This is a genomic window from Hymenobacter terrigena (assembly GCF_054776515.1).
Genome location: NZ_BAAHBU010000002.1, coordinates 880,912 through 900,726, shown reverse-complemented (window position 1 = coordinate 900,726; position 19,815 = coordinate 880,912). Strand labels below are relative to the sequence as shown.

The following is a 19,815-nucleotide window of genomic DNA, read 5'->3' as shown; positions in this document are numbered from 1 at the left end:
TTTTATCGCCGCTACGGAAGCTACAAGCTGTGCCCCGTGGCTGGCGTGGCTACAGCCGTGGCCACCGCTGCCACCTCATACCGCCCCAACTGGGCCTCGTCCAGGTTGCCGTTCAGCCATTCATCCTCAATGGTAGCGCCCAGCCTTTTGTAGAAGCCGATGGCGGGCTCGTTCCAGTTCAGCACTTGCCATTTCAGGCGCACCGCCCCGGTGGCGCGGGCCTCGGCCACCACGGCATCAAATAGCAGCCTACCGAGGCCGCCGCGCCGCGCCGCTTCCGTCACCACCAAATCTTCGAGGTAGAGCATCCGGCCCTTCCAGGTGGAGTAAGCGGTGTAGAATAGCGCCAGCCCAATGATTTCAGCCGCCTCATTTTCCAGCACGAAAAAGCCGAAAATAGGAGCCGGCCCAAACCCATCGCGCTGCATAGCGGCCAGCGTGTTGGTCACGGCCTCCGGCGCTTTCTCGTACTCGGCCAGTTCCTGAATCAGGCCCAGCACCTGCGGCAAATCGGCTTCCACGCCCCGGCGCAGCACAATGTTATTTTCCATGAGAATTGAATCAGAAGAAAAAGAAATTGGGCCGCCACCGCCTCAGCAGTAACGGCCCAATGAATCGAAAGCAGAAATACTAAACCACTAACTTGCCCATTCAGCTTGTCCACAACCGGAGGTCAGCGCAGCTAAAATCCGTGAAATCCGCTAAAATCCGAGCGAATCCGTGGTTTACATCTGCGGCTGCATTTTCTTGATGTCCTCCGTAGCGTTCACCGAGTTCAGCTCGCGGAACTGCTCGGGTTGCTTGGCGCCCTTGGTGGTGTCGGGGGCGGCGGGCAGCGGGGGCAGGGCGGTGGTGGCGATGTCATCGTCGCCCTCGGTGGCAGACGGGCCGCACGAAGGCAGCGTGAGCGACAGCAGAGCAGCGGCCAGCAGGCCGGGGAGGAGCGTTTTTTTCATGTGTTGAGAAACGAATTCGGGCGCAAGTTACGCACGCCCGGCGGGTTGCGATACGAAAATATTGCACAAGCGGCCGAAGCCCCGGTCAGTAAAAACGCCGGATATTTGCCCGCTCATGCCCGTCTCACTCTCCGTCGTCATCATCACCTTCAACGAAGCGGCCAACATCGCCCGTTGCCTCCAGGCCCTGGGCGACGTGGCCGACGACGTGCTCGTAGTCGATTCCTTCTCCACCGATGCCACCGTGGAAATCTGCCGCCAGCACGGTGCGCGCGTCCTGCAGCATGCTTTCGCCGGCTACGTGGAGCAGAAAAACTACGCCACCAGCCAAGCCCGGTTCGACTACGTTCTGCAACTGGATGCCGACGAAGTTCTGACCGAAGAGTTGCGTCAGTCCATCCGTCGGGCCAAGGCCAGCTGGCAGCACGCTGCCTACTCGCTGGCGCGCCTCACCAACTACTGCGGCCACTGGGTGCGCCACGGCGGCTGGTACCCCGACCGCAAGCTGCGCCTCTACGACCGCCGCCTGGGCCGCTGGACCGGCCTGCTCCTGCACGAAAAATTCGAAGTGAACCTCGGCCTGACCACCGGCCCGCTCACCGGCGATGCCCTGCACTACAGCTACCACAGCATCGCGCAGCACGTTAGTCAGCTCAACAAATTTACCAGCATCACGGCCCAGGAGCTGGCTCTGCGCGGCCGGACCAGCGTCAACCTGTTCCACCTGCTGCTCAAGCCGCTCTGGAAATTCGTGCACGGCTACGTCTTCCGCTTGGGCTTTCTCGATGGTTTCGCGGGCCTGTGCATCGCCGGCATCTCGGCCTGGGGTGTGTTCCTGAAATTTGCCAAGCTGAAAACCCGCACCGAACAAGCCGAAGCATGAGCCCGGAAAAACCCTTCACTTTCCTCGTATCCCGCACCGATGCCATCGGCGACATGGTCCTGACCCTGCCAGTTTGCGGGCGGCTTAAGCAGTTCTTTCCCGGCTGCCGGGTGGTGCTCATCGGCCGCACCTACACTGCGCCCGTGGCCGCCGCCTGCCCGTGGGTCGATGATTTTCTGAATTTGGATGAGTTAGTAAAGCTGCCCGGAACGGCCCAACTAGAAACCCTGCGCGCCTACGAAGCCGCTGCCATCATTCACGTCTTCCCCAATAAAACCCTCGCCCGCCTTGCCCAGAAGGCCAAAATTCCCTTGCGCATTGGCACCCGCAACCGCTGGCAGCACTGGCTCACCTGCAACCGGCTGGTGGCACTTAGCCGCCGCCACTCGCCCCTGCACGAAGCCCAGCTGAACGCAAAGCTTCTGGCGCCGTTGGGCGATACTTCTGAGCCTTCATTGGTCGAAATAGCGCATCTGGTGCGCCTGCACGCCACCGAGCCGCTCACTCCGCAGCTCCAGCAGTTGCTCCGGCAGCGCCAGCCTGACCAGCTCAACGTCATCCTGCACCCGCGCAGCCGGGGCAGTGCCCGCGAATGGGGGCTCGATAACTTCGCCCAGCTCGCCCGCATGTTGCACCAAGCCGGCCACCGTGTTTTCATCACCGGCACGGCCGCGGAAGGGGAGGAGCTAACCGGTTGGTTGCAGGAAAACGCCGCTTTCCTCGCTGCCGACCTCACCGGGCAGCTCAGCCTGCCGCAGTTCATTGCCTTCATCGCCGCCGCCGATGGCCTTGTGGCCGGCAGCACCGGCCCGCTGCACCTGGCCGCCGCGCTGGGCCGCCACGCGCTGGGCCTCTACCCGCCCATTCGGCCCATGCACCCCGGCCGCTGGGCCCCGCTGGGCAAGCACGCTGAATTCATGGTTTTCGACAAGCCGAATTGCGACGACTGCCGCCAGCAGCCCGCCGCCTGCACCTGCATCCGGGCCATCGAAGCGGCGGCCGTGGCGGCGCGGGTGGCCGCCTGGCAGCCGTTGCCGGTCGAACAATAAATGCCATCTGGCGGCGAACAATGGCCGATTCATCTAGTTAGTTTGCGGCTGATGCCCCGTAGCGCAACCTAGCAGACGCTGCAATCCGTACATCGGGCAATGCGCCGCACGTTGCGTTTTGCTATTTTTGGCTTCTACACAGTTGCCAATAGCATTGCACAGCGGGCGGTTTTGGTATGAAGCAACTCGGCCACCCTCATTTTCGAGTAGCAGCATAGATTGGTTCTGTTGTCATAATCCCCTATTCTTTCGTAGGTTTCGGCCTGCAATTTCCCCCGCCCACCTGTATGAGCGATTCCCCCGAACGGGTCAAACTGAGTAAAGAGGAAAAAGACCGGCGCTTTCAGGCCGAGTTGATGCCCGTGCTCGACCCGCTCTACAATTTTGCCTACCGCCTCACCCTCGACGAGGATGATGCCAACGACCTGGTGCAGGAAACCTACCTCAAAGCGTACCGCTTCTTCGAGTACTTTGAGCCCGGTACTAACGCCAAGGCGTGGCTTTTTCGTATTCTTAAGAATTCGTTTATCAACGACTTCCGCAAGAAAAGCAAGCAGCCCGCCAAAGTCGACTACAGCGAAATTGAGGGCTACTACAACCCCGACGACGTGGAGGCCGAAGGCGAAATCGGCGCTTCCTCGTCCGATATGCGCCAGCAGTCGGCCCGCGACCTGATTGGCGACGAAGTTGCCAGCGCGCTAAATTCTTTGCCAGTTGATTTTCGCACCGTCATCATCCTCTGTGACCTCGAAGGGTTTACCTATGAGGAAATGGCCAAAGTGCTTGATATTCCGATTGGTACGGTGCGCTCACGCTTGCACCGCGCCCGCAATTTCCTCAAGGACAAGCTAGAGAAATACGCCCAGTCAATGGGCTATGGCAATGATGCAATCGACGACGATACGGAACTAACCGAGGCCGAGAATAATTAACGTCTTCAACAGGGACGCATTACTCTCGGCCACCTACTTCATTGCTTCTCACCCCTTTCCTGCCTTTTCAATTATGAACCAATCTGCTACTAAAGAAACCAATACGTCGGCCCCCATTGTAACCGATGGCCCCGACTGCGAACGAGTGAATACTGTACTAGACCAACTCATCGAAGGGCAGCCCCTGACCGCCGAGGAAGAAGACTACCTCTACGACCACGCCACGGACTGCTCGCCCTGCTTCGACGACATTGAGAAGCAGCGCGTGTTCATCGGTTTTTTGAACCAGCGCGTCACCCGGCAGCCCATTCCCGCTACGTTGCACGATGCCATTTTGGCCCGTGTAGGTGCGCAAATGGCCTAATACCGGTAGCTTTGCGCGATGCAAGGCAAAATCATTGTGTTTTCGGCCCCTTCGGGCGCTGGTAAAACCACCATCGTGCACCGCCTCATGGACCGGCTGCCCGAGCTTAGCTTTTCCATTTCTGCTTGTACCCGCGACCGCCGCGGCCGGGCCGAAGTGAATGGCAAGGACTACCATTTTATCTCCGTTCAGGACTTTCAGGACAAAATCCGCAACGACGAGTTTGTGGAGTGGGAAGAGGTGTACGAGGGTGCCTTCTACGGCACCCTGAAATCCGAAATTGAACGCATCTGGGAAAATGGCAAGCACGCCATTCTCGATGTCGATGTGAAGGGTGGCCTTAGCATCAAGGAGTTCTATAAGGACCGGGCGCTGGCGATTTTCGTCCGCCCGCCGTCCATTGAAGTTCTGGAGCAGCGCCTGCAGGCCCGCGCCACCGACTCGCAATCCAGTATTTCTTCGCGGATATACAAGGCCAACTTCGAGCTGGGCTTCGAGAACCGCTTCGACGTCACCGTCGTCAACGACAACCTCGACGAAGCCACCGACCACGCCGAAAAGCTGGTGCGCCAGTTCATCAGCGGCGAGCCGGCCATCGTATGAGCGGCCGCCGGATAGGCTTGCTATTCGGTTCGTTCAATCCCGTGCACACCGGCCATCTCATCCTGGCCGAGCATTTTGCCACGCGCACCGATTTGGCCGAAGTCTGGCTCGTGGTCACGCCCCACAATCCCTTCAAAGCCGCCGCCGACCTGCTGCCCGACACCCAGCGCCTGCGCCTGGTGCAGCTCGCTATTGCCGATAACCCACGCCTGCGCGCCGAGGATATCGAATTCGGCCTGCCGCGTCCCAGCTACACCATCGCCACGCTCGACGCCCTGCGCCTGCGCCACCCCACGCACGATTTTGTGCTCCTGATGGGCAGCGACAACCTCCCCGGCCTCCCGCGCTGGCACGAATCCACCCGCCTGCTCGCCGAAGTCGATATCTACGTGTATCCCCGGCCCGGCTCGCCCAGCCCCGACTTGGCCCCGTTTCCCCGCGTACAGGTCGTAGCTGCGCCGCTGCTCGATATCTCGGCCACCTACATCCGCGAAAGCCTGCGCACCGGTCGTAGCATCCGCTACCTGGTGCCTGCCGCTGTCGAAGCTGACTTGGTGAAGTAAAGCAACGCTGCGAAGCATTAGGTGGAATAAAATCACATAAAAAAAGCCCGACGAGAATTCGCCGGGCTTTTTCGTTTTCAAATCGACCAAATCAGATGGTCATAATCTCTGACTCCTTCTTGCTGAGGACTTTTTCGACTTCGGCAATGTACGAATCCGTTGTTTTCTGCACTTTCTCCTCGGCGCTTTTCACAGCGTCTTCCGAAGCGCCCTCTTTCAGTAGTTTGCGCAACGACTCGTTCACATCCTTGCGGATGCCCCGCACACGCACCTTGCCCGCTTCCGACTCGTTTTTGGCCTGCTTCACCAGGTCGCGGCGGCGCTCTTCCGTCATCGCCGGGATATTGAGCCGTACACCTTCCGCATCAGAAACCGGGCTCAAGCCCAGGTCACTGTTCCGGATGGCCTTGGTTACTTCGCTAATCATGTTTTTCTCCCAAGGCTTGATGAACAACGAGCGAGCATCAGGCGTCGAGATATTGGCAATCTGCGCAATGGGGGTAGGCGTGCCGTAGTAATCCACCCGAACGCCGTCGAGCATTGCCGGCGAGGCTTTGCCCGCCCGGATGCGGCTCATTTCCACGTTTACGTGCGCCAGCGCTTTGCTCATCGACTCGGCGAGCTCATCAAGGTAAAACTGAATTTCTTCGTCCATTTTTGGAAGTGTTGAATTTTGAGGGTTGAATGTTGAATGATGTTGAGTTGGGGTTGAAAGTGTCATTCAACCCTCAAAACTCAACATTCAAAACTTCTTACGCTTGTTCCGGCAGCTTGCCCACCAGCGGCTGAAGCAGGCTCTGCTTGGAATCGAGGAGTGGCTTGCGGCCGTCGCGGCCGGGGCCGGTGCCGCCGGCACTCACCAGCGTGCCCATGGCCTCGCCGTTCAGCAGGCGCTCCAGGTTGCCGGCCGTGTTCATGTCGAACACGATGATGGGCAGGTTATTTTCCTTGCAGAGCGTGAAGGCCGTCATGTCCATCACGTTCAGATTTTTGCTCAGCACCTCGTCAAACGTGATTTCGGGGTAGCGCGTGGCCGTGGGGTCTTTCTCCGGGTCGGCGGTATAAATGCCATCCACGCGGGTGCCTTTCAGTACCACATCAGCCTCAATTTCAATGGCCCGCAGCGATGCCGCCGAGTCCGTGGTGAAATAAGGCGAGCCGATACCCGCCCCAAAAATCACCACACGCCCTTTTTCCAGGTGCCGCACGGCGCGCCGCCGGATATACGGCTCGCACACCCGCTGAATGGTGAGGCCGGAGAGCAGGCGCGTGCTCACTTCCAGCTTTTCCAGCGCGCTTTGCAGGGCCATGGAGTTGATGACCGTGGCCAGCATGCCCATATAATCGCCCTGTACGCGGTCGAGCCCGAAGGCTTCGGCTTCCACGCCGCGATAGATGTTGCCTCCGCCAATCACGACGGCCACCTGTACGCCCGTCGCGGCCACGGATTTAATTTCGGAAGCGTACTGCATCAGCCGCTCGGCGTCGATGCCGTACTGCTGATGGCCCATCAGCGCTTCGCCGCTGAGCTTGAGGAGGATGCGATTGTATTTCAAGTCGAGAGGATTGAGTAGGTCAAGCTAATATTGGTGGCGGGCACTAGGCGAATTGCACCAGCACCTGGCCTTTCTGCACGTTGTCACGCAGAGTCACTTTCACGCTGCCCACCGTGCCATCGGCGGGCGCTTTTAGAATATTTTCCATTTTCATGGCCTCCAATACCAGCAGTGGGTCGCCCTTCTGTACCGTCTGACCAGGCACCACCCGAATATCTACGATGAGGCCGGGCATGGGAGCTTTCAGTTCGTTTACTTTAGCGGCGGCGGCGTTGCTCATACCCAGGCGTTCAAGGAGCAAGTCGAACCGGTCTTTGGCCGCGAGGGCCACGCGCTGGCCGTTCAGCTTGAGCACAATGTTTTTGGTGGCGTGGTCAATTTCGACAACTTCCGCATTGTAGGAGCGACCTTCGTACAGCACATGAAACCGACCTTCGCCCAAATCCACTATGTCCCAGGCTAATGGCTGGCCATTGAGCGTGATAGCGTCGGCGGCGCGATAGTCTACTTCCCAAACTTGGTCGGGGGCGGTGCTGATTTGGAACATTGAAAGCGGATGGGGTGGGAGGAAAGCGGGGTTAAAGGTAGCCCAAATCTCAAATTAATTCAGAAATTGAGGCGTTTTTCGCCTGTTGCAGTTGGCATGAAGTATATGGTTCCGGGCCTTACCAGCCTATTTTTATTCGTACAGTTTCTGGCAGTTGCGCAAAGAGGCACGTCAGGTTCGGACAGGTTGCCCAGTAAAGCCCCCGTTCATAAAAAAGCCACGCCCGCACCAGCAGCTGCGCCCGCGCCAGTCGGCCTCGTTGTGCCGTCATGGCTGCCTTCGGAGGCTCCCATCCAGCCCGCCGCCACCATTCTTACTGAGGTGACGGACACCAAGCTCGATGTGCGGTTCGACTACAAGAAACAGCACCTGCTGGGCACGGCTCTGCTCACGTTGCGCTCGCATTTCTACCCGCAGTCGGAGTTGGTGCTCGATGCCAAAGGCTTCGACGTGCAAAAAGTAGAGTTGGTCAGCGACAAAAAAACCAAGCCGCTCACCTACAATTACAACCGTCGCAAGCTCGTCATTGCCCTTGACCATCCGTACCCGCGCAACACGCCCTACCAAGTGCGCATCGTGTACGTGGCCAAGCCCAACGAACTGCCGCAGGGCGGTTCCGCCGCCATCACCAACGACAAGGGCCTCTACTTCATCAACCCGCTGGGCACGGAAAAGAACAAGCCCCGGCAAATCTGGACCCAGGGCGAGACGGAATCCAACTCCTGCTGGTTTCCCACCATCGACAAGCCCAACCAGCGGATGACCCAGGAAATCAGCATGACCGTTGAAAAGCAATTCAAAACGCTTTCCAACGGTCTGCTCACTTCCTCGCACGCCAACCCCGACGGCACCCGCACCGATAGCTGGAAGCTCAGCGAGCCCCACGCGCCCTACCTCGCCACAATGGTCGTCGGCGATTTCGCCGTAGTAAGCGACTCCTGGCACGGCAAGCCCATCGACTACTACGTGGAGCCGAAATACGCCGGCACCGCCCGCGCCGTCTTCGGCCGCACCCCCGAAATGCTGGATTTCTTCTCCAAAAAGCTGGGCGTGGAATACCCGTGGGAAAAATATGCCCAGGTAGCCGTGCGCGACTACGTGAGCGGGGCCATGGAAAACACCACTGCCTCCACTTTCGGCAGCTTCGTGCAGGCCACCAAGCGCGAACTGCTCGACGCGAATTTCCAGACCTCTGAGTTCGTAGTTGCCCACGAGCTATTCCACCATTGGTTCGGCGACTACGTGACCTGCGAAAGCTGGGCCAACCTGCCTCTGAACGAGTCCTTCGCCGACTATTCCGAATACCTCTGGGCCGAGCACAAGTACGGCGCTGACGAAGCCGGCCTCGTGCAGGAAATCAAAATCAATAATTACCTCGAAGAAGCCCAGAGCAAGCGCGAGCCTCTCATCCGCTACCGCTACCAGAACCGCGAGGACATGCTCGACCGCCATTCCTACGACAAGGGCGGCCGTGTGCTCCACATGCTCCGCAAATACGTGGGCGACGAGGCTTTTTTCGCTTCCCTCAACCGCTATCTGACGCAGAATAAGCTGTCCGCCGTCGAAATCTCCAAGCTGCGCGTCGCCTTCGAAGAAACCACCGGCGAAGACCTGATGTGGTTTTTTAACCAGTGGTTCCTCAAGCGCGGCCACCCCGAACTGCGCATCACCCACAGCTACACCAACGGCCAAGTAAGCCTACGAGTGCAGCAAACCCAGGATACGCTCTTCCAACCTGTATACCGTTTGCCCGTCACCGTAGCCGTCTGGACCGGTAGCAACCAGCCCACCGAGCACCGCATCACCGTTACCAAAGCCGACCAGACCTTCCAACTGCCCGCCAACCAGAAACCCAACCTCGTCAAGTTCGACAGCGAAAGCCAGCTCCTGGCTCAGTTCGATGAAGAGCGCACCACCGATGAATTGGTTTTCCAATTCTACCACGCTCAGAGCTACCAGCAAAAGTCAGAAGTGCTGGAATTGCTCCAGAATAAAACCGACCAGATGTCCGTAAGCAGCATGCTCCGCAACGCTCTCAACGACAAATTCTGGAACGTGCGCCGTCTCGCCCTCGACCATCTCCGCCGCTACCGTGGCCCCGAGCCCGAAGGCATGCGGAAAGACATCCAACGCCTCGCCTCCGACCCTGTGTCCCGCGTCCGCGCCCAGGCCATCACCACCCTTGCCACCTTCCCCGACGGTAATTATGGGGCTATCTACGGCAAAGCTGTTGGCGACAGCTCCGCGCTGGTAGCCGCTGCCGCTCTCGAAGTACTTGCCAAAAAGCCCGAGCCCACCACGCGCCAGCAGGTAGCCGCCATCGAAAATACCACGAGCAGCCCGCTCCTCGTCGCCATCGCCAGCTACTATGCCCTCAACGGCGGCCTCGACCAGTACCCGTGGTTCCTGCGCCGCCTGCCCGACGTGACCGAAGGCGACCTCTACGCTTATTTCCAGTCCTTCGGCACGCTCATGACCCACATCCCGCCCGTAGAGCGCGACAAAGGCCTGAAAATCCTGGAAGATTACGCCCGTAATGCCCCACGCTACGAAATCCGCTTAGGTGCCTACAAGAGCCTCACCTTGTTGCTTCCATCCATGCCCAGCCTCAAAGCCACGCTCCAGAATATCCGCGAGAAGGAAACCGACGACCGGCTCAAAGCATTTTATAACCTTATGTAGGAGCAACTTCCACAAATGGAGTAAAAAAAGAACAACCTTTTTTTACTCCATCCCTTGCCTTGTGTCGAAAAACCTCTAATTTTGCGACTCCTTACGAAACACTACTGGTTCAGCAGTCAGGAAATCAAAAGGGAAAAGCCTCTCGGCAATCGGCCAAGGAGCACCAAAACTGGGGGTATCGCATAGCGGCAATTGCGGGTGACTGTAACTCACCTCCTTCGGGTTCATAGGTTCGAGTCCTGTTACCCCCACTTTTTTACATGATGCCATCTGCGGGAGTAGCTCAGTTGGTAGAGCGGCAGCCTTCCAAGCTGCAGGTCGCGGGTTCGAACCTCGTCTCCCGCTCACGTTTTCAGAATAAGCCGTTTTAGCTCAGTGGTAGAGCACTTCCTTGGTAAGGAAGAGGTCATGGGTTCAAATCCCATAAATGGCTCAGATTATTACACAAGCCCAACAGCCGGAATTATTCTGGCTGTTGGCTCGGTTCTCTCAGGCAAGCGACGCACAGTTTTCTATTACAGTAGGGGCTGAGTCTCGCTTTCTTCGTGTAGGTTCCGATTTTTACCATTCAAATTCACTTCACCACCTCTTTTTTTACTCTTTACAATGGCTAAAGAAAATTTCGACCGGTCCAAGCCGCACGTAAACATCGGTACCATCGGCCACGTCGACCACGGCAAGACCACCCTGACCGCTGCTATCACCATGGTGCTGGCTAACCAGGGCTTGGCCGAAAAGCGTGACTTCTCTTCGATTGACAATGCTCCCGAAGAAAAAGAGCGTGGTATCACCATCAACACCGCTCACGTAGAGTACTCCACCAAGAACCGTCACTACGCCCACGTTGACTGCCCCGGTCACGCTGACTACGTGAAGAACATGGTAACGGGTGCTGCCCAGATGGACGGCGCTATCCTCGTGGTAGCTGCTACCGACGGCCCGATGCCCCAGACCCGTGAGCACATCCTGCTCGCCCGTCAGGTAGGTGTTCCCCAACTGGTGGTGTTCATGAACAAAGTGGACATGGTGGATGACCCCGAGCTCCTCGAGCTGGTGGAAATGGAAATCCGCGAACTCCTCTCGTTCTACGACTTCGACGGCGACAACATTCCGGTTATCCAGGGTTCGGCCCTCGGCGGCCTGAACGGCGATGCCAACTGGGTTCCCAAAATCAACGAGCTGATGGACGCGGTTGACTCGTTCATTCCGATTCCCGCTCGTCTGACCGACCTGCCCTTCCTGATGCCTGTTGAGGACGTGTTCTCGATTACCGGCCGTGGCACCGTTGCTACCGGTCGTATCGAGCGCGGTATCATCAACTCGGGTGAGCAAGTTGACATCCTGGGCATGGGCGCTGCTGCCGGCCTGAAGTCGACGGTTACGGGTGTGGAAATGTTCCGCAAAATCCTCGACCGTGGCGAAGCTGGTGACAACGTAGGTCTGCTGCTCCGCGGTATTGAAAAAGAAGCCATCCGTCGCGGCATGGTTATCTGCAAGCCCGGTTCGGTAACCCCCCACCAGAAGTTCAAGGCTGAGGTGTACGTTCTCTCGAAAGAGGAAGGTGGCCGTCACACGCCGTTCTTCAATAACTACCGTCCGCAGTTCTACCTGCGTACCACCGACGTTACCGGCATCATCTCCCTCCCCGAGGGCGTTGAAATGGTAATGCCCGGCGACAACATCACCATCACCGTTGAGCTCATCAACAAGGTGGCAATGGAGAAAGGCCTCCGTTTCGCTATCCGTGAGGGTGGCCGTACGGTAGGTGCCGGTCAGGTAACCGAGGTTCTCGACTAAGCTCCGGCTTAATCAGTAAAAAAAGCCGCTCTCGAAACTTCGGGAGCGGCTTTTTTACGCTGAAACAGAAGCGAGTATTTGTTTTCTCCGCTGTTTCTCTTACCTTTGCACTCCCTTTAGCGAAATGCGCTTTGCGGGAATGTTTAAAAACGAGTGTAGTTCAAGGGTAGAATAGAGGTCTCCAAAACCTTTGATGGGAGTTCGAATCTCTCCACTCGTGCAATCTGGGCCAGTTGGTCCGCTCCGTGTTATTTCAGCGGCAACGCTGTTTTTCTCATCACAATGGACAAGCTGAGCAATTATTTCCGCACCACCATCGAAGAGATGCGCTACAACGTAACGTGGCCCTCGACGACGGAACTGCAAAAAAGCGCCGGCCTCGTGCTGGTTGGTTCGCTCGTATTTGCCGTGGTGGTGGGCATCATGGATGTCAGCTTTGAGTCGGTGCTTAAAGCGTTTTACAACTCGTTTCGCTAATCAGCAATCAAGATGGGCGAATTGAAATGGTACGTGGTGCGCTCCGTGAGCGGCCAGGAGAAAAAAGCCAAAAATTACCTCGAAACGGAGCTCGGTCGGCACAACCTGACCGAGCTTGTTCCGCAGGTACTGATTCCGGTAGAGAAGGTGTTTGAGATGCGCAACGGCAAGAAGCGCGTCCGTGAGCGGAACCTCTACCCCGGTTACATCATCATCCACGCCGACCTCGGCCACGGTGAGGTGGACCACATCATCACCAGCACGCCCGGCGTGATTGGTTTCCTCGGCGACAAAGACAAGAAGGACGCAACGAACAACAAGCCTGTTCCGCTGCACATTTCGGAAGTCAATCGCATCCTCGGCATCGTGGATGAAGCCGAGCAGCAAGCCGACGCTACCCTCGACAAGCCTTACGTAGTGGGCGAACTCGTGAAAGTAGTAGATGGCCCCTTCAACGGCTTCAGCGGTAACGTGGATGAAGTGTTTGAAGAGCGCAAGAAGCTGAACGTAGTCGTGAAAATCTTCGGCCGCTCGCAGCCGGTAGAGCTTAGCTACACCCAAGTAGAAAAAGAGGTTTAACCTCATCGGTTATACCACGCCGACTAATTGCTCCGGGTCGGTGGGGCTTCCAAACAGGAGTTTATACCAACTGAGGCAAGCGCGAGTTACGACGCAGGAGCCACAGCCAAAACCAACCAAATGGCCAAAGAAATCAGAGGTTATCTGCGTCTGCAGATAAAGGGAGGCGCCGCGAACCCTTCGCCGCCGGTAGGACCTGCACTTGGTAGCAAAGGCTTGAACATCATGGAATTTTGCAAGCAGTTCAATGCTCGCACCCAAGATAAAGCCGGCCAAGTTTGTCCTGTACTCATCACCATGTACACCGACAAGTCGTTCGACTTCGTGGTGAAGACGGCACCGGCTCCGGTGCTGCTCATGGAAGCTGCCAAGTTGCAGAGCGGTTCGAAAGAGCCGAACCGTAACAAAGTAGGCTCCGTGACATGGGACCAAGTGCGCACCATTGCCGAAACGAAAATGCCCGACTTGAACGCTTTCCAAGTGGAAGCCGCCATGAAGCAGGTAGCCGGCACGGCTCGCAGCATGGGCATTACCATCAAGGGTGACTCTCCTTTTGCTGAATAATTAAACGGAGAATAGACAGATGGCACAAGTAAGCAAAAAGCGCAAGGAAGCCCTTGCCAAACACGACCTGACGCAAATGCGCAGCCTCGTGGAAGCCGCAATCGTGGTGAAGGACATTACCTACACCAAATTTGATGCTTCGGTAGATATTGACGTTCGCCTCGGCGTGGACCCCCGCAAAGCGGACCAGATGGTTCGTGGCGTGGCCACCCTGCCCCACGGCACCGGCAAAACCGTTCGCGTTCTGGCGCTCGTGACTCCTGATAAGGAGGCCGAAGCCCTGGCCGCCGGCGCCGACTTTGTGGGTCTGGACGACTATATCTCGAAAATTGAGAAAGGCTGGACTGACATCGACGTAATCATCACCATGCCGGCCGTAATGGCTAAGGTAGGTCGCCTGGGCCGTGTGCTCGGTCCCCGTGGTCTGATGCCGAACCCGAAGTCGGGCACCGTAACGACCGACGTAGCCAAGGCTGTGCAGGAAGTGAAAGCTGGTAAAATCGACTTCAAAGTTGACAAAACCGGTATCATTCACTGCTCGGTGGGTAAAGTATCGTTCGAGCCGAGCATGCTGGCCGAAAACGCCCTGGAAGTAATCCAGACGTTGGGTCGCCTGAAGCCTTCGTCTTCGAAAGGTACCTACATCAAGAGCATCACGCTCAGCAGCACGATGTCGCCCGCCGTTCCGGTGGACAGCCAAGTAAATTCCGCTAGCTAATTAAACCAACCAAACATGACCCGGGAAGAAAAACAAGCCCTCGTGGATGAGTTGAGCGGAAAGATGCAATCGCACAACTCGTTCTACATTGTCGATGCTTCGGTAATGTCGGTAGCGAAAATCAACGACTTCCGTCGCCTGGCGTTCAACCGTGGCCTGGAATACAAGGTGTACAAAAACACCTTTATCCGGAAAGCACTGGATACGCTCGGCCACGACACGTCGGAAATGGATGCCGCGCTGAAAGGCCAGTCGGGCGTACTGTTCTCCACGGAGAGCGGTTCGGCTCCTGCCAAAATGCTGCGCGACTTCTACAAAGCCCAAGCTTACCCCCGCGGTGTTGAGCCCAAGCCCGTGCTGAAAGGTGCTTACGTAGATGCCAGCATCTACATCGGTGCCAACCAGCTCGAAGGCCTGACCACCATCAAAGGCAAGCAGGAACTGCTCGGTGAACTCATCGGCCTGCTCCAGTCGCCCGCCAAGAATGTTATCTCTGCTCTGTCGAGCGGCGGCAACAAACTGGCCGGTATCCTCAAAACCCTCAGCGAAAAAGAGGCCGCTTAATCCGCAGCTTTTTCGCCCTCCAATCAAATTTTCAACAACACATTTTTTTAACAATCTACAGAAATGGCAGATTTGAAAGCATTCGCTGAGCAGTTGGTAAACCTGACGGTGAAAGAAGTAAACGAGTTGGCAACCATCCTGAAGGACGAGTACGGCATCGAGCCGGCTGCTGCTGCTCCCGTAATGGTAGCCGGTGGCGGTGGCGCTGCTGCTGAAGAAGCTCCCGAAGAAAAGACGGCATTCGACGTTATTCTGAAAGCTGCCGGTGGCCAGAAACTGGCTGTGGTGAAACTGGTGAAAGACCTGACCGGTCTGGGCCTGAAAGAAGCCAAAGAACTGGTTGACGGTGCTCCCAAGCCCCTGAAAGAAGGCGTAACTAAAGACGAGGCTGAGTCGCTGAAGAAGCAGCTCGAGGAAGCCGGTGCTGAAGTAGAGGTTAAGTAATTTCTGCTCCTGAAGCATCTCCGGACCCGCTTCGAATAAGGATTAGACCTGGCAACTTAGCCAGGTCTTTTCCTGTTTGTAGCGTGTCAACCGCGCGAGCTACCCGGTTCGCGCTTTTGCTATGTCAGCTAACCATCTTGTTGCAGAGGTGGTTAGGGAGTGCACCGCACCGCTGACGGGCCGCCACCCCGGCCACCTTTATTACGCTTCTGTGTCCATCTTTTAATCCCCATCGCATTGGCTACACCGAAAGCAAAGACGGCTGCCCTGAAGAAAACGGCCGCTGAGCGAATCAATTTCGCCAAGATTAAAAAGGTTATCGAGTACCCGGACTTCCTGGACGTGCAGGTGCGCTCGTTCCAGGAATTCTTTCAGTTGGAAACCGCCGCTGAGCGTCGTTCTAACGAAGGATTGTTCAAAGTGTTCGCCGAGAACTTCCCGATTTCGGACTCGCGCGAAAACTTCGTGCTCAACTTTATCGATTATCACGTCGACCCGCCGAAATATTCGGTGGATGAGTGCATCGACCGTGGTTTGACTTATTCAGTTCCGCTGAAGGCCAAGCTGCGCTTGATTTGCAATGATAAGGACAACGAGGACTTCGAGACGATTGAGCAGGAGGTGTTCCTCGGGAACATTCCGTACATGACCGTGAAGGGCTCGTTCGTTATCAACGGCGCCGAGCGTGTTATCGTATCGCAGCTGCACCGCTCGCCGGGCGTATTCTTCGCCCAGAGCAAGCACACGAACGGCACCAAGCTGTATTCGGCTCGTATTATTCCGTTCAAAGGTTCGTGGATTGAATTTGCCACGGACGTGAACAATGTGATGTACGCGTACATCGACCGGAAAAAGAAATTCCCGGTGACGACGCTGCTTCGCGCCATCGGCTACGGCACCGACAAAGACATTCTCGACCTGTTCGGGCTGTCGGAGGAAGTGAAGTCAGACAAGAAAAACCTCAAGAAAGCCGTTGGTCGCAAGCTGGCTGCCCGGGTGCTCCGCACCTGGACGGAAGACTTCGTGGACGAGGACACCGGCGAAGTAGTATCAATTGACCGCAACGAAGTGTTGCTGGAGCGCGATGCTACCATTGAGGAAGCTGACATCGACGTGATTCTGGAGGCCGGCGCGAAGTCGGTTATTCTGCACCGCGAGAATGTGAACATTGCGGATTTCGCAATTATTTACAACACGCTGCAGAAGGATAACTCCAACTCGGAGAAGGAAGCTGTTGAGCAGATTTACCGCCAGCTCCGGAACACGGAGGCTCCTGACGAAGAAACGGCTCGTGATATCATCCAGAAGCTGTTCTTCTCGGATAAGCGCTACGACCTCGGCGAGGTGGGCCGCTACCGGATTAACAAGAAGCTTCAGATTGGCATGGACCAGGAGTCGCGCGTACTGACCAATGAGGACATTGTGCTCATCGTAAAGTACCTGATTGGCCTGAGCAACTCGAAAGCCATTGTCGATGACATTGACCACTTGAGCAACCGTCGTGTGCGCACGGTAGGGGAGCAGCTTTACGCCCAGTTTGGCGTAGGCCTGGCCCGTATGGCGCGTACCATCAAGGAGCGCATGAACGTGCGCGACAACGAGGACTTCAAGCCGGTGGACCTGATTAATGCCCGCACGCTGTCGAGCGTTATTAACTCGTTCTTCGGCACGAACCAGCTGTCGCAGTTCATGGACCAGACGAACCCACTGGCCGAGGTGACGCACAAGCGTCGCGTATCGGCCCTCGGGCCGGGAGGTCTGTCGCGGGAGCGCGCTGGCTTCGAGGTACGTGACGTTCACTACACGCACTACGGTCGTCTTTGCACGATTGAGACTCCTGAAGGCCCGAACATTGGTCTGATTTCGTCGCTGTGCGTGCACGCTCGCGTGAATGCCATGGGCTTCATCGAGACGCCTTACCGCGATGTGAAAGGCGGCAAGGTAGACATGAGCGAGAACGTGAAGTTCCTGACCGCTGAGGAAGAGGACACCCACCACATCGCGCAGGCCAACTCCCTGCTAGATGAGGGCGGCAACCTGACTCAGGAGTTGGTGAAAGGCCGTTTTGAAGGTGACTTCCCGGTGGTGAACCCGTCGGAATACTCCTACATGGACGTGGCCCCAAACCAGATTGTATCGGTCGCTGCATCGCTGATTCCGTTCCTGGAACACGATGACGCCAACCGTGCGCTCATGGGCTCGAACATGCAACGTCAGGCGGTGCCGCTGCTCCGCCCCGAGGCTCCGATTGTGGGCACGGGTCTGGAAGGCCGCATTGCCACCGACTCGCGCACGCTGATTATGGCCGAAGGCGAAGGCGTGATTGACTTCGTGGACGCCAACAAAATCGTGGTGAAGTACGACCTCACGGAGGACGACATCATGGTGAGCTTCGACGCCGAGCGGGTTACTTACGACCTCATCAAGTTCCGTCGCACCAACCAGGACACCTGCCTCAACCTGACGCCGCTCGTGAAGCGCGGCGAGCGGGTAACGAAAGGCCAGGCGCTCTGCGAAGGCTACGGCACCAACCAGGGCGAACTTGCCCTGGGCCGCAACATGCAGGTGGCGTTCATGCCGTGGCAGGGCTACAACTTCGAGGATGCCATCGTCATCTCGGAGCGCGTGGTGCGCGACGACATCTTTACCTCGATTCACATTGAGGAGTTTGAGCTGGAAGTGCGTGAGACCAAGCGCGGCGAAGAAGAGCTGACTTCGGAGATTCCGAACGTGAGCGAAGAAGCCGTGCGCAACCTCGACGACAACGGCATCATCCGCCTCGGCGCGGAGGTGAAAGAAGGCGATATTCTGATTGGTAAAATCACGCCGAAAGGCGAGACGGACCCCACTCCGGAGGAGAAGCTGCTCCGCGCCATCTTCGGCGACAAGGCCGGCGATGTGAAGGATGCTTCGCTTAAAGCGCCACCCTCCCTGCAGGGTGTGGTGATTGGCACCAAGCTGTTCTCGCGTCCTAAAAAAGACAAGAACCTGCGGGCCAAGTCGAAGAAGGAAGTGGAAGACCTCAAGTCGACCTATGCACAGGAGCTGCGTGGCGTTAAAGCTGTCATGATTGACAAGCTGGTGCAATTGCTGGAAGGCAAAACGTCGCAGGGCATCAAACACCGCTTCGGCGAGGAGATGATTGCCAAGGGCGTGAAGTTCAACCGCAAGAACATCACCGAGGGCATGTTCCCGGAGAAGAACCCCTACAAGGACGAGAGCAACTACGCCGTTCCGGAAGAAGTGAACCTGTTTAAGGACCTGATTCTCGAGGGCTGGACGGCTGATGCCCGCGTGAATGGCCTGGTGCTGGAATTGGTGCGTAACTACGCCAAGCGCCGCAACACCATCACCGCGAAATTCAAGCGTCAGCGCTTCACCCTAGAAGTGGGCGATGAACTGCCCGCCGGCATCGTGCAGCTTGCCAAAGTTTACATCGCCAAGAAGCGTAAGCTGAAGGTGGGTGATAAAATGGCCGGTCGCCACGGTAACAAAGGCGTTGTGGCCCGCATTGTGCGCGATGAGGACATGCCCTTCCTGCCCGACGGCACGCCGATGGACATCGTGCTGAACCCGCTGGGTGTACCAAGCCGCATGAACATCGGTCAGATTTACGAGACCGTACTGGGTTGGGCCGGTTTGAAAATGGGTCGTACCTATTCGACCCCGATTTTCGACGGTGCGACCGAGGAAGAAGTAGCTCGTGAGCTGACCGAGGCGGGCTTGCCCGACTGGGGCCGTGCTTACCTGCACGATGGTCTGACGGGCGACCGTTTCGACCAGCCGGTGACCGTGGGTGTGATTTACATGCTCAAGCTGGGTCACTTGGTTGACGACAAGATGCACGCTCGTTCCATCGGGCCATACTCACTCATTACGCAGCAGCCGCTGGGTGGTAAGGCGCAGTTCGGTGGCCAGCGCTTTGGCGAAATGGAAGTGTGGGCATTGGAGGCCTTTGGTGCTTCCAACGTTCTCCAGGAAATCCTGACCGTGAAATCGGATGACGTGGTGGGTCGCGCCAAGGCGTACGAAGCCATTGTAAAAGGTGACGTTCTGCCCAAGCCGAACATCCCCGAGTCGTTCAACGTGTTGCTCCACGAACTCCGTGGTCTGGCACTCGAAATCACGATGGAATAGTGTTTCAGTGGTTAATTATTAACGGTTAGTGATTAATGTCTAATTGACCACTAACCGTTAATAATTAACCATTAACAGCCTGCTGGCAGGCAACAGGAGGCGCTGATTGAGCGACTCTGGTAATGAAAGGTGAGAAAACGCTTCGGTGAAAGAGGAGCGGGGGCTGTTCCGAGATATGGTCAGTACAGCATCAAAACCCCGGCGAATCTTAATCGAAGGCCTTTTCACCGGTCAGTTCTGCCGAATGGATTTTAAATTTTCGACCTTTTGAAAGTGCCTTTGCTCGACATACCTATCTGTTCCGCAAAGGCACTTTTTTAAGCGTCAACCTGTTTGAACCTCTTGCGCCCTTCTGGCGAATGGTGCAGAATCAAACAGTCCAAAGCCACACAGCTACTAG

General features: G+C 56.9%; 20 protein-coding genes and 4 tRNA genes. 19 read left to right on the top strand and 5 right to left on the bottom strand.

The genetic code is table 11. From position 1 onward, the window contains the following. Positions 1 to 20 precede the first annotated feature (20 nt). On the bottom strand, positions 21 to 551 hold the full coding sequence (locus ACYU7Q_RS10670) for a GNAT family N-acetyltransferase (protein ID WP_460609405.1): 531 nt from the start codon (positions 549 to 551) through the stop codon (positions 21 to 23). Positions 552 to 725: 174 nt separating this feature from the next. Further along, the gene (locus ACYU7Q_RS10665; protein WP_198067431.1) at positions 726 to 956 is read right to left on the bottom strand and encodes a hypothetical protein; all 231 of its coding nucleotides are present in this window, start codon (positions 954 to 956) and stop codon (positions 726 to 728) included. Positions 957 to 1,071: 115 nt separating this feature from the next. Between ACYU7Q_RS10665 and ACYU7Q_RS10660 the strand changes: the two genes are divergently transcribed. The 6 genes from ACYU7Q_RS10660 to nadD all read left to right on the top strand — a co-directional run bounded on the left by ACYU7Q_RS10660 (position 1,072) and on the right by nadD (position 5,350). Continuing rightward, positions 1,072 to 1,839: a glycosyltransferase family 2 protein gene (locus ACYU7Q_RS10660; protein WP_460609404.1), complete on the top strand. Its 768-nt coding sequence runs from the start codon at positions 1,072 to 1,074 to the stop codon at positions 1,837 to 1,839. Further along, positions 1,836 to 2,888, top strand: a complete 1,053-nt coding sequence (locus tag ACYU7Q_RS10655) for a glycosyltransferase family 9 protein (protein ID WP_460609403.1) — start codon at positions 1,836 to 1,838, stop codon at positions 2,886 to 2,888. The genes ACYU7Q_RS10660 and ACYU7Q_RS10655 overlap by 4 nt, the downstream gene beginning before the upstream one ends. 287 nt (positions 2,889 to 3,175) lie before the next feature. Continuing rightward, positions 3,176 to 3,820 (top strand): sigma-70 family RNA polymerase sigma factor, encoded by a 645-nt coding sequence (locus ACYU7Q_RS10650; RefSeq protein ID WP_342297556.1) that lies wholly within the window; start codon positions 3,176 to 3,178, stop codon positions 3,818 to 3,820. A gap of 73 nt (positions 3,821 to 3,893) precedes the next feature. Then, complete coding sequence (locus ACYU7Q_RS10645) at positions 3,894 to 4,184, top strand: hypothetical protein (protein ID WP_460609402.1); 291 nt, start codon at positions 3,894 to 3,896, stop codon at positions 4,182 to 4,184. Between the two features lie 18 nt (positions 4,185 to 4,202). Next, positions 4,203 to 4,787: a guanylate kinase gene (gmk, locus tag ACYU7Q_RS10640; RefSeq protein WP_460609401.1), complete on the top strand. Its 585-nt coding sequence runs from the start codon at positions 4,203 to 4,205 to the stop codon at positions 4,785 to 4,787. Beyond that, entirely contained in the window at positions 4,784 to 5,350 is a 567-nt protein-coding gene (gene nadD, locus ACYU7Q_RS10635; RefSeq protein WP_460609400.1) for a nicotinate-nicotinamide nucleotide adenylyltransferase, read from the top strand. The genes gmk and nadD overlap by 4 nt, the downstream gene beginning before the upstream one ends. A gap of 91 nt (positions 5,351 to 5,441) precedes the next feature. Here nadD and frr read toward each other — a convergent pair whose 3' ends face one another. The 3 genes from frr to ACYU7Q_RS10620 form a co-directional block, all read right to left on the bottom strand. Next, entirely contained in the window at positions 5,442 to 6,005 is a 564-nt protein-coding gene (gene frr / locus ACYU7Q_RS10630; RefSeq protein WP_198067438.1) for a ribosome recycling factor, read from the bottom strand. 97 nt (positions 6,006 to 6,102) lie between these two features. After that, a complete protein-coding gene (pyrH, locus tag ACYU7Q_RS10625; RefSeq protein ID WP_460609399.1) occupies positions 6,103 to 6,906 on the bottom strand; it encodes a uridine monophosphate kinase in 804 nt (267 codons plus the stop codon). A 43-nt stretch (positions 6,907 to 6,949) separates the two neighbouring features. Next, positions 6,950 to 7,453 (bottom strand): acyl-CoA carboxylase biotin carboxyl carrier protein subunit, encoded by a 504-nt coding sequence (locus tag ACYU7Q_RS10620; protein ID WP_460609398.1) that lies wholly within the window; start codon positions 7,451 to 7,453, stop codon positions 6,950 to 6,952. A 186-nt stretch (positions 7,454 to 7,639) separates the two neighbouring features. Here ACYU7Q_RS10620 and ACYU7Q_RS10615 point away from each other — a divergent pair, with 186 nt between their 5' ends. From ACYU7Q_RS10615 to rpoB, 13 genes are all read left to right on the top strand, one after another. Continuing rightward, on the top strand, positions 7,640 to 10,135 hold the full coding sequence (locus ACYU7Q_RS10615; RefSeq protein WP_460609397.1) for a M1 family aminopeptidase: 2,496 nt from the start codon (positions 7,640 to 7,642) through the stop codon (positions 10,133 to 10,135). A gap of 171 nt (positions 10,136 to 10,306) precedes the next feature. Next, positions 10,307 to 10,386 (top strand) — tRNA-Tyr (locus ACYU7Q_RS10610). 21 nt (positions 10,387 to 10,407) lie between these two features. Next, positions 10,408 to 10,480 (top strand) — tRNA-Gly (locus ACYU7Q_RS10605). Between the two features lie 16 nt (positions 10,481 to 10,496). Further along, positions 10,497 to 10,568, top strand: a tRNA-Thr gene (locus ACYU7Q_RS10600). Positions 10,569 to 10,741: 173 nt separating this feature from the next. Next, positions 10,742 to 11,932 (top strand): elongation factor Tu, encoded by a 1,191-nt coding sequence (tuf, locus tag ACYU7Q_RS10595; RefSeq protein ID WP_046245268.1) that lies wholly within the window; start codon positions 10,742 to 10,744, stop codon positions 11,930 to 11,932. A 149-nt stretch (positions 11,933 to 12,081) separates the two neighbouring features. After that, positions 12,082 to 12,152, top strand: a tRNA-Trp gene (locus tag ACYU7Q_RS10590). Between the two features lie 62 nt (positions 12,153 to 12,214). Further along, the gene (gene secE / locus ACYU7Q_RS10585) at positions 12,215 to 12,409 is read left to right on the top strand and encodes a preprotein translocase subunit SecE (protein ID WP_460609396.1); all 195 of its coding nucleotides are present in this window, start codon (positions 12,215 to 12,217) and stop codon (positions 12,407 to 12,409) included. Positions 12,410 to 12,421: 12 nt separating this feature from the next. Then, positions 12,422 to 12,988, top strand: a complete 567-nt coding sequence (gene nusG / locus ACYU7Q_RS10580) for a transcription termination/antitermination protein NusG (protein ID WP_196290995.1) — start codon at positions 12,422 to 12,424, stop codon at positions 12,986 to 12,988. Between the two features lie 120 nt (positions 12,989 to 13,108). After that, positions 13,109 to 13,552: a 50S ribosomal protein L11 gene (rplK, locus tag ACYU7Q_RS10575; RefSeq protein ID WP_198067444.1), complete on the top strand. Its 444-nt coding sequence runs from the start codon at positions 13,109 to 13,111 to the stop codon at positions 13,550 to 13,552. Between the two features lie 19 nt (positions 13,553 to 13,571). Continuing rightward, positions 13,572 to 14,270 (top strand): 50S ribosomal protein L1, encoded by a 699-nt coding sequence (rplA, locus tag ACYU7Q_RS10570; RefSeq protein WP_331060638.1) that lies wholly within the window; start codon positions 13,572 to 13,574, stop codon positions 14,268 to 14,270. Positions 14,271 to 14,285: 15 nt separating this feature from the next. After that, complete coding sequence (rplJ, locus tag ACYU7Q_RS10565; RefSeq protein WP_245115520.1) at positions 14,286 to 14,834, top strand: 50S ribosomal protein L10; 549 nt, start codon at positions 14,286 to 14,288, stop codon at positions 14,832 to 14,834. A 63-nt stretch (positions 14,835 to 14,897) separates the two neighbouring features. After that, positions 14,898 to 15,278 carry a ribosomal protein bL12 gene (rplL, locus tag ACYU7Q_RS10560; RefSeq protein ID WP_460609395.1) on the top strand — a complete coding sequence of 127 codons (381 nt, stop codon included), beginning with the start codon at positions 14,898 to 14,900 and terminating at the stop codon, positions 15,276 to 15,278. A gap of 267 nt (positions 15,279 to 15,545) precedes the next feature. Beyond that, the gene (gene rpoB / locus ACYU7Q_RS10555; RefSeq protein ID WP_460609886.1) at positions 15,546 to 19,415 is read left to right on the top strand and encodes a DNA-directed RNA polymerase subunit beta; all 3,870 of its coding nucleotides are present in this window, start codon (positions 15,546 to 15,548) and stop codon (positions 19,413 to 19,415) included. Positions 19,416 to 19,815 lie beyond the last annotated feature (400 nt).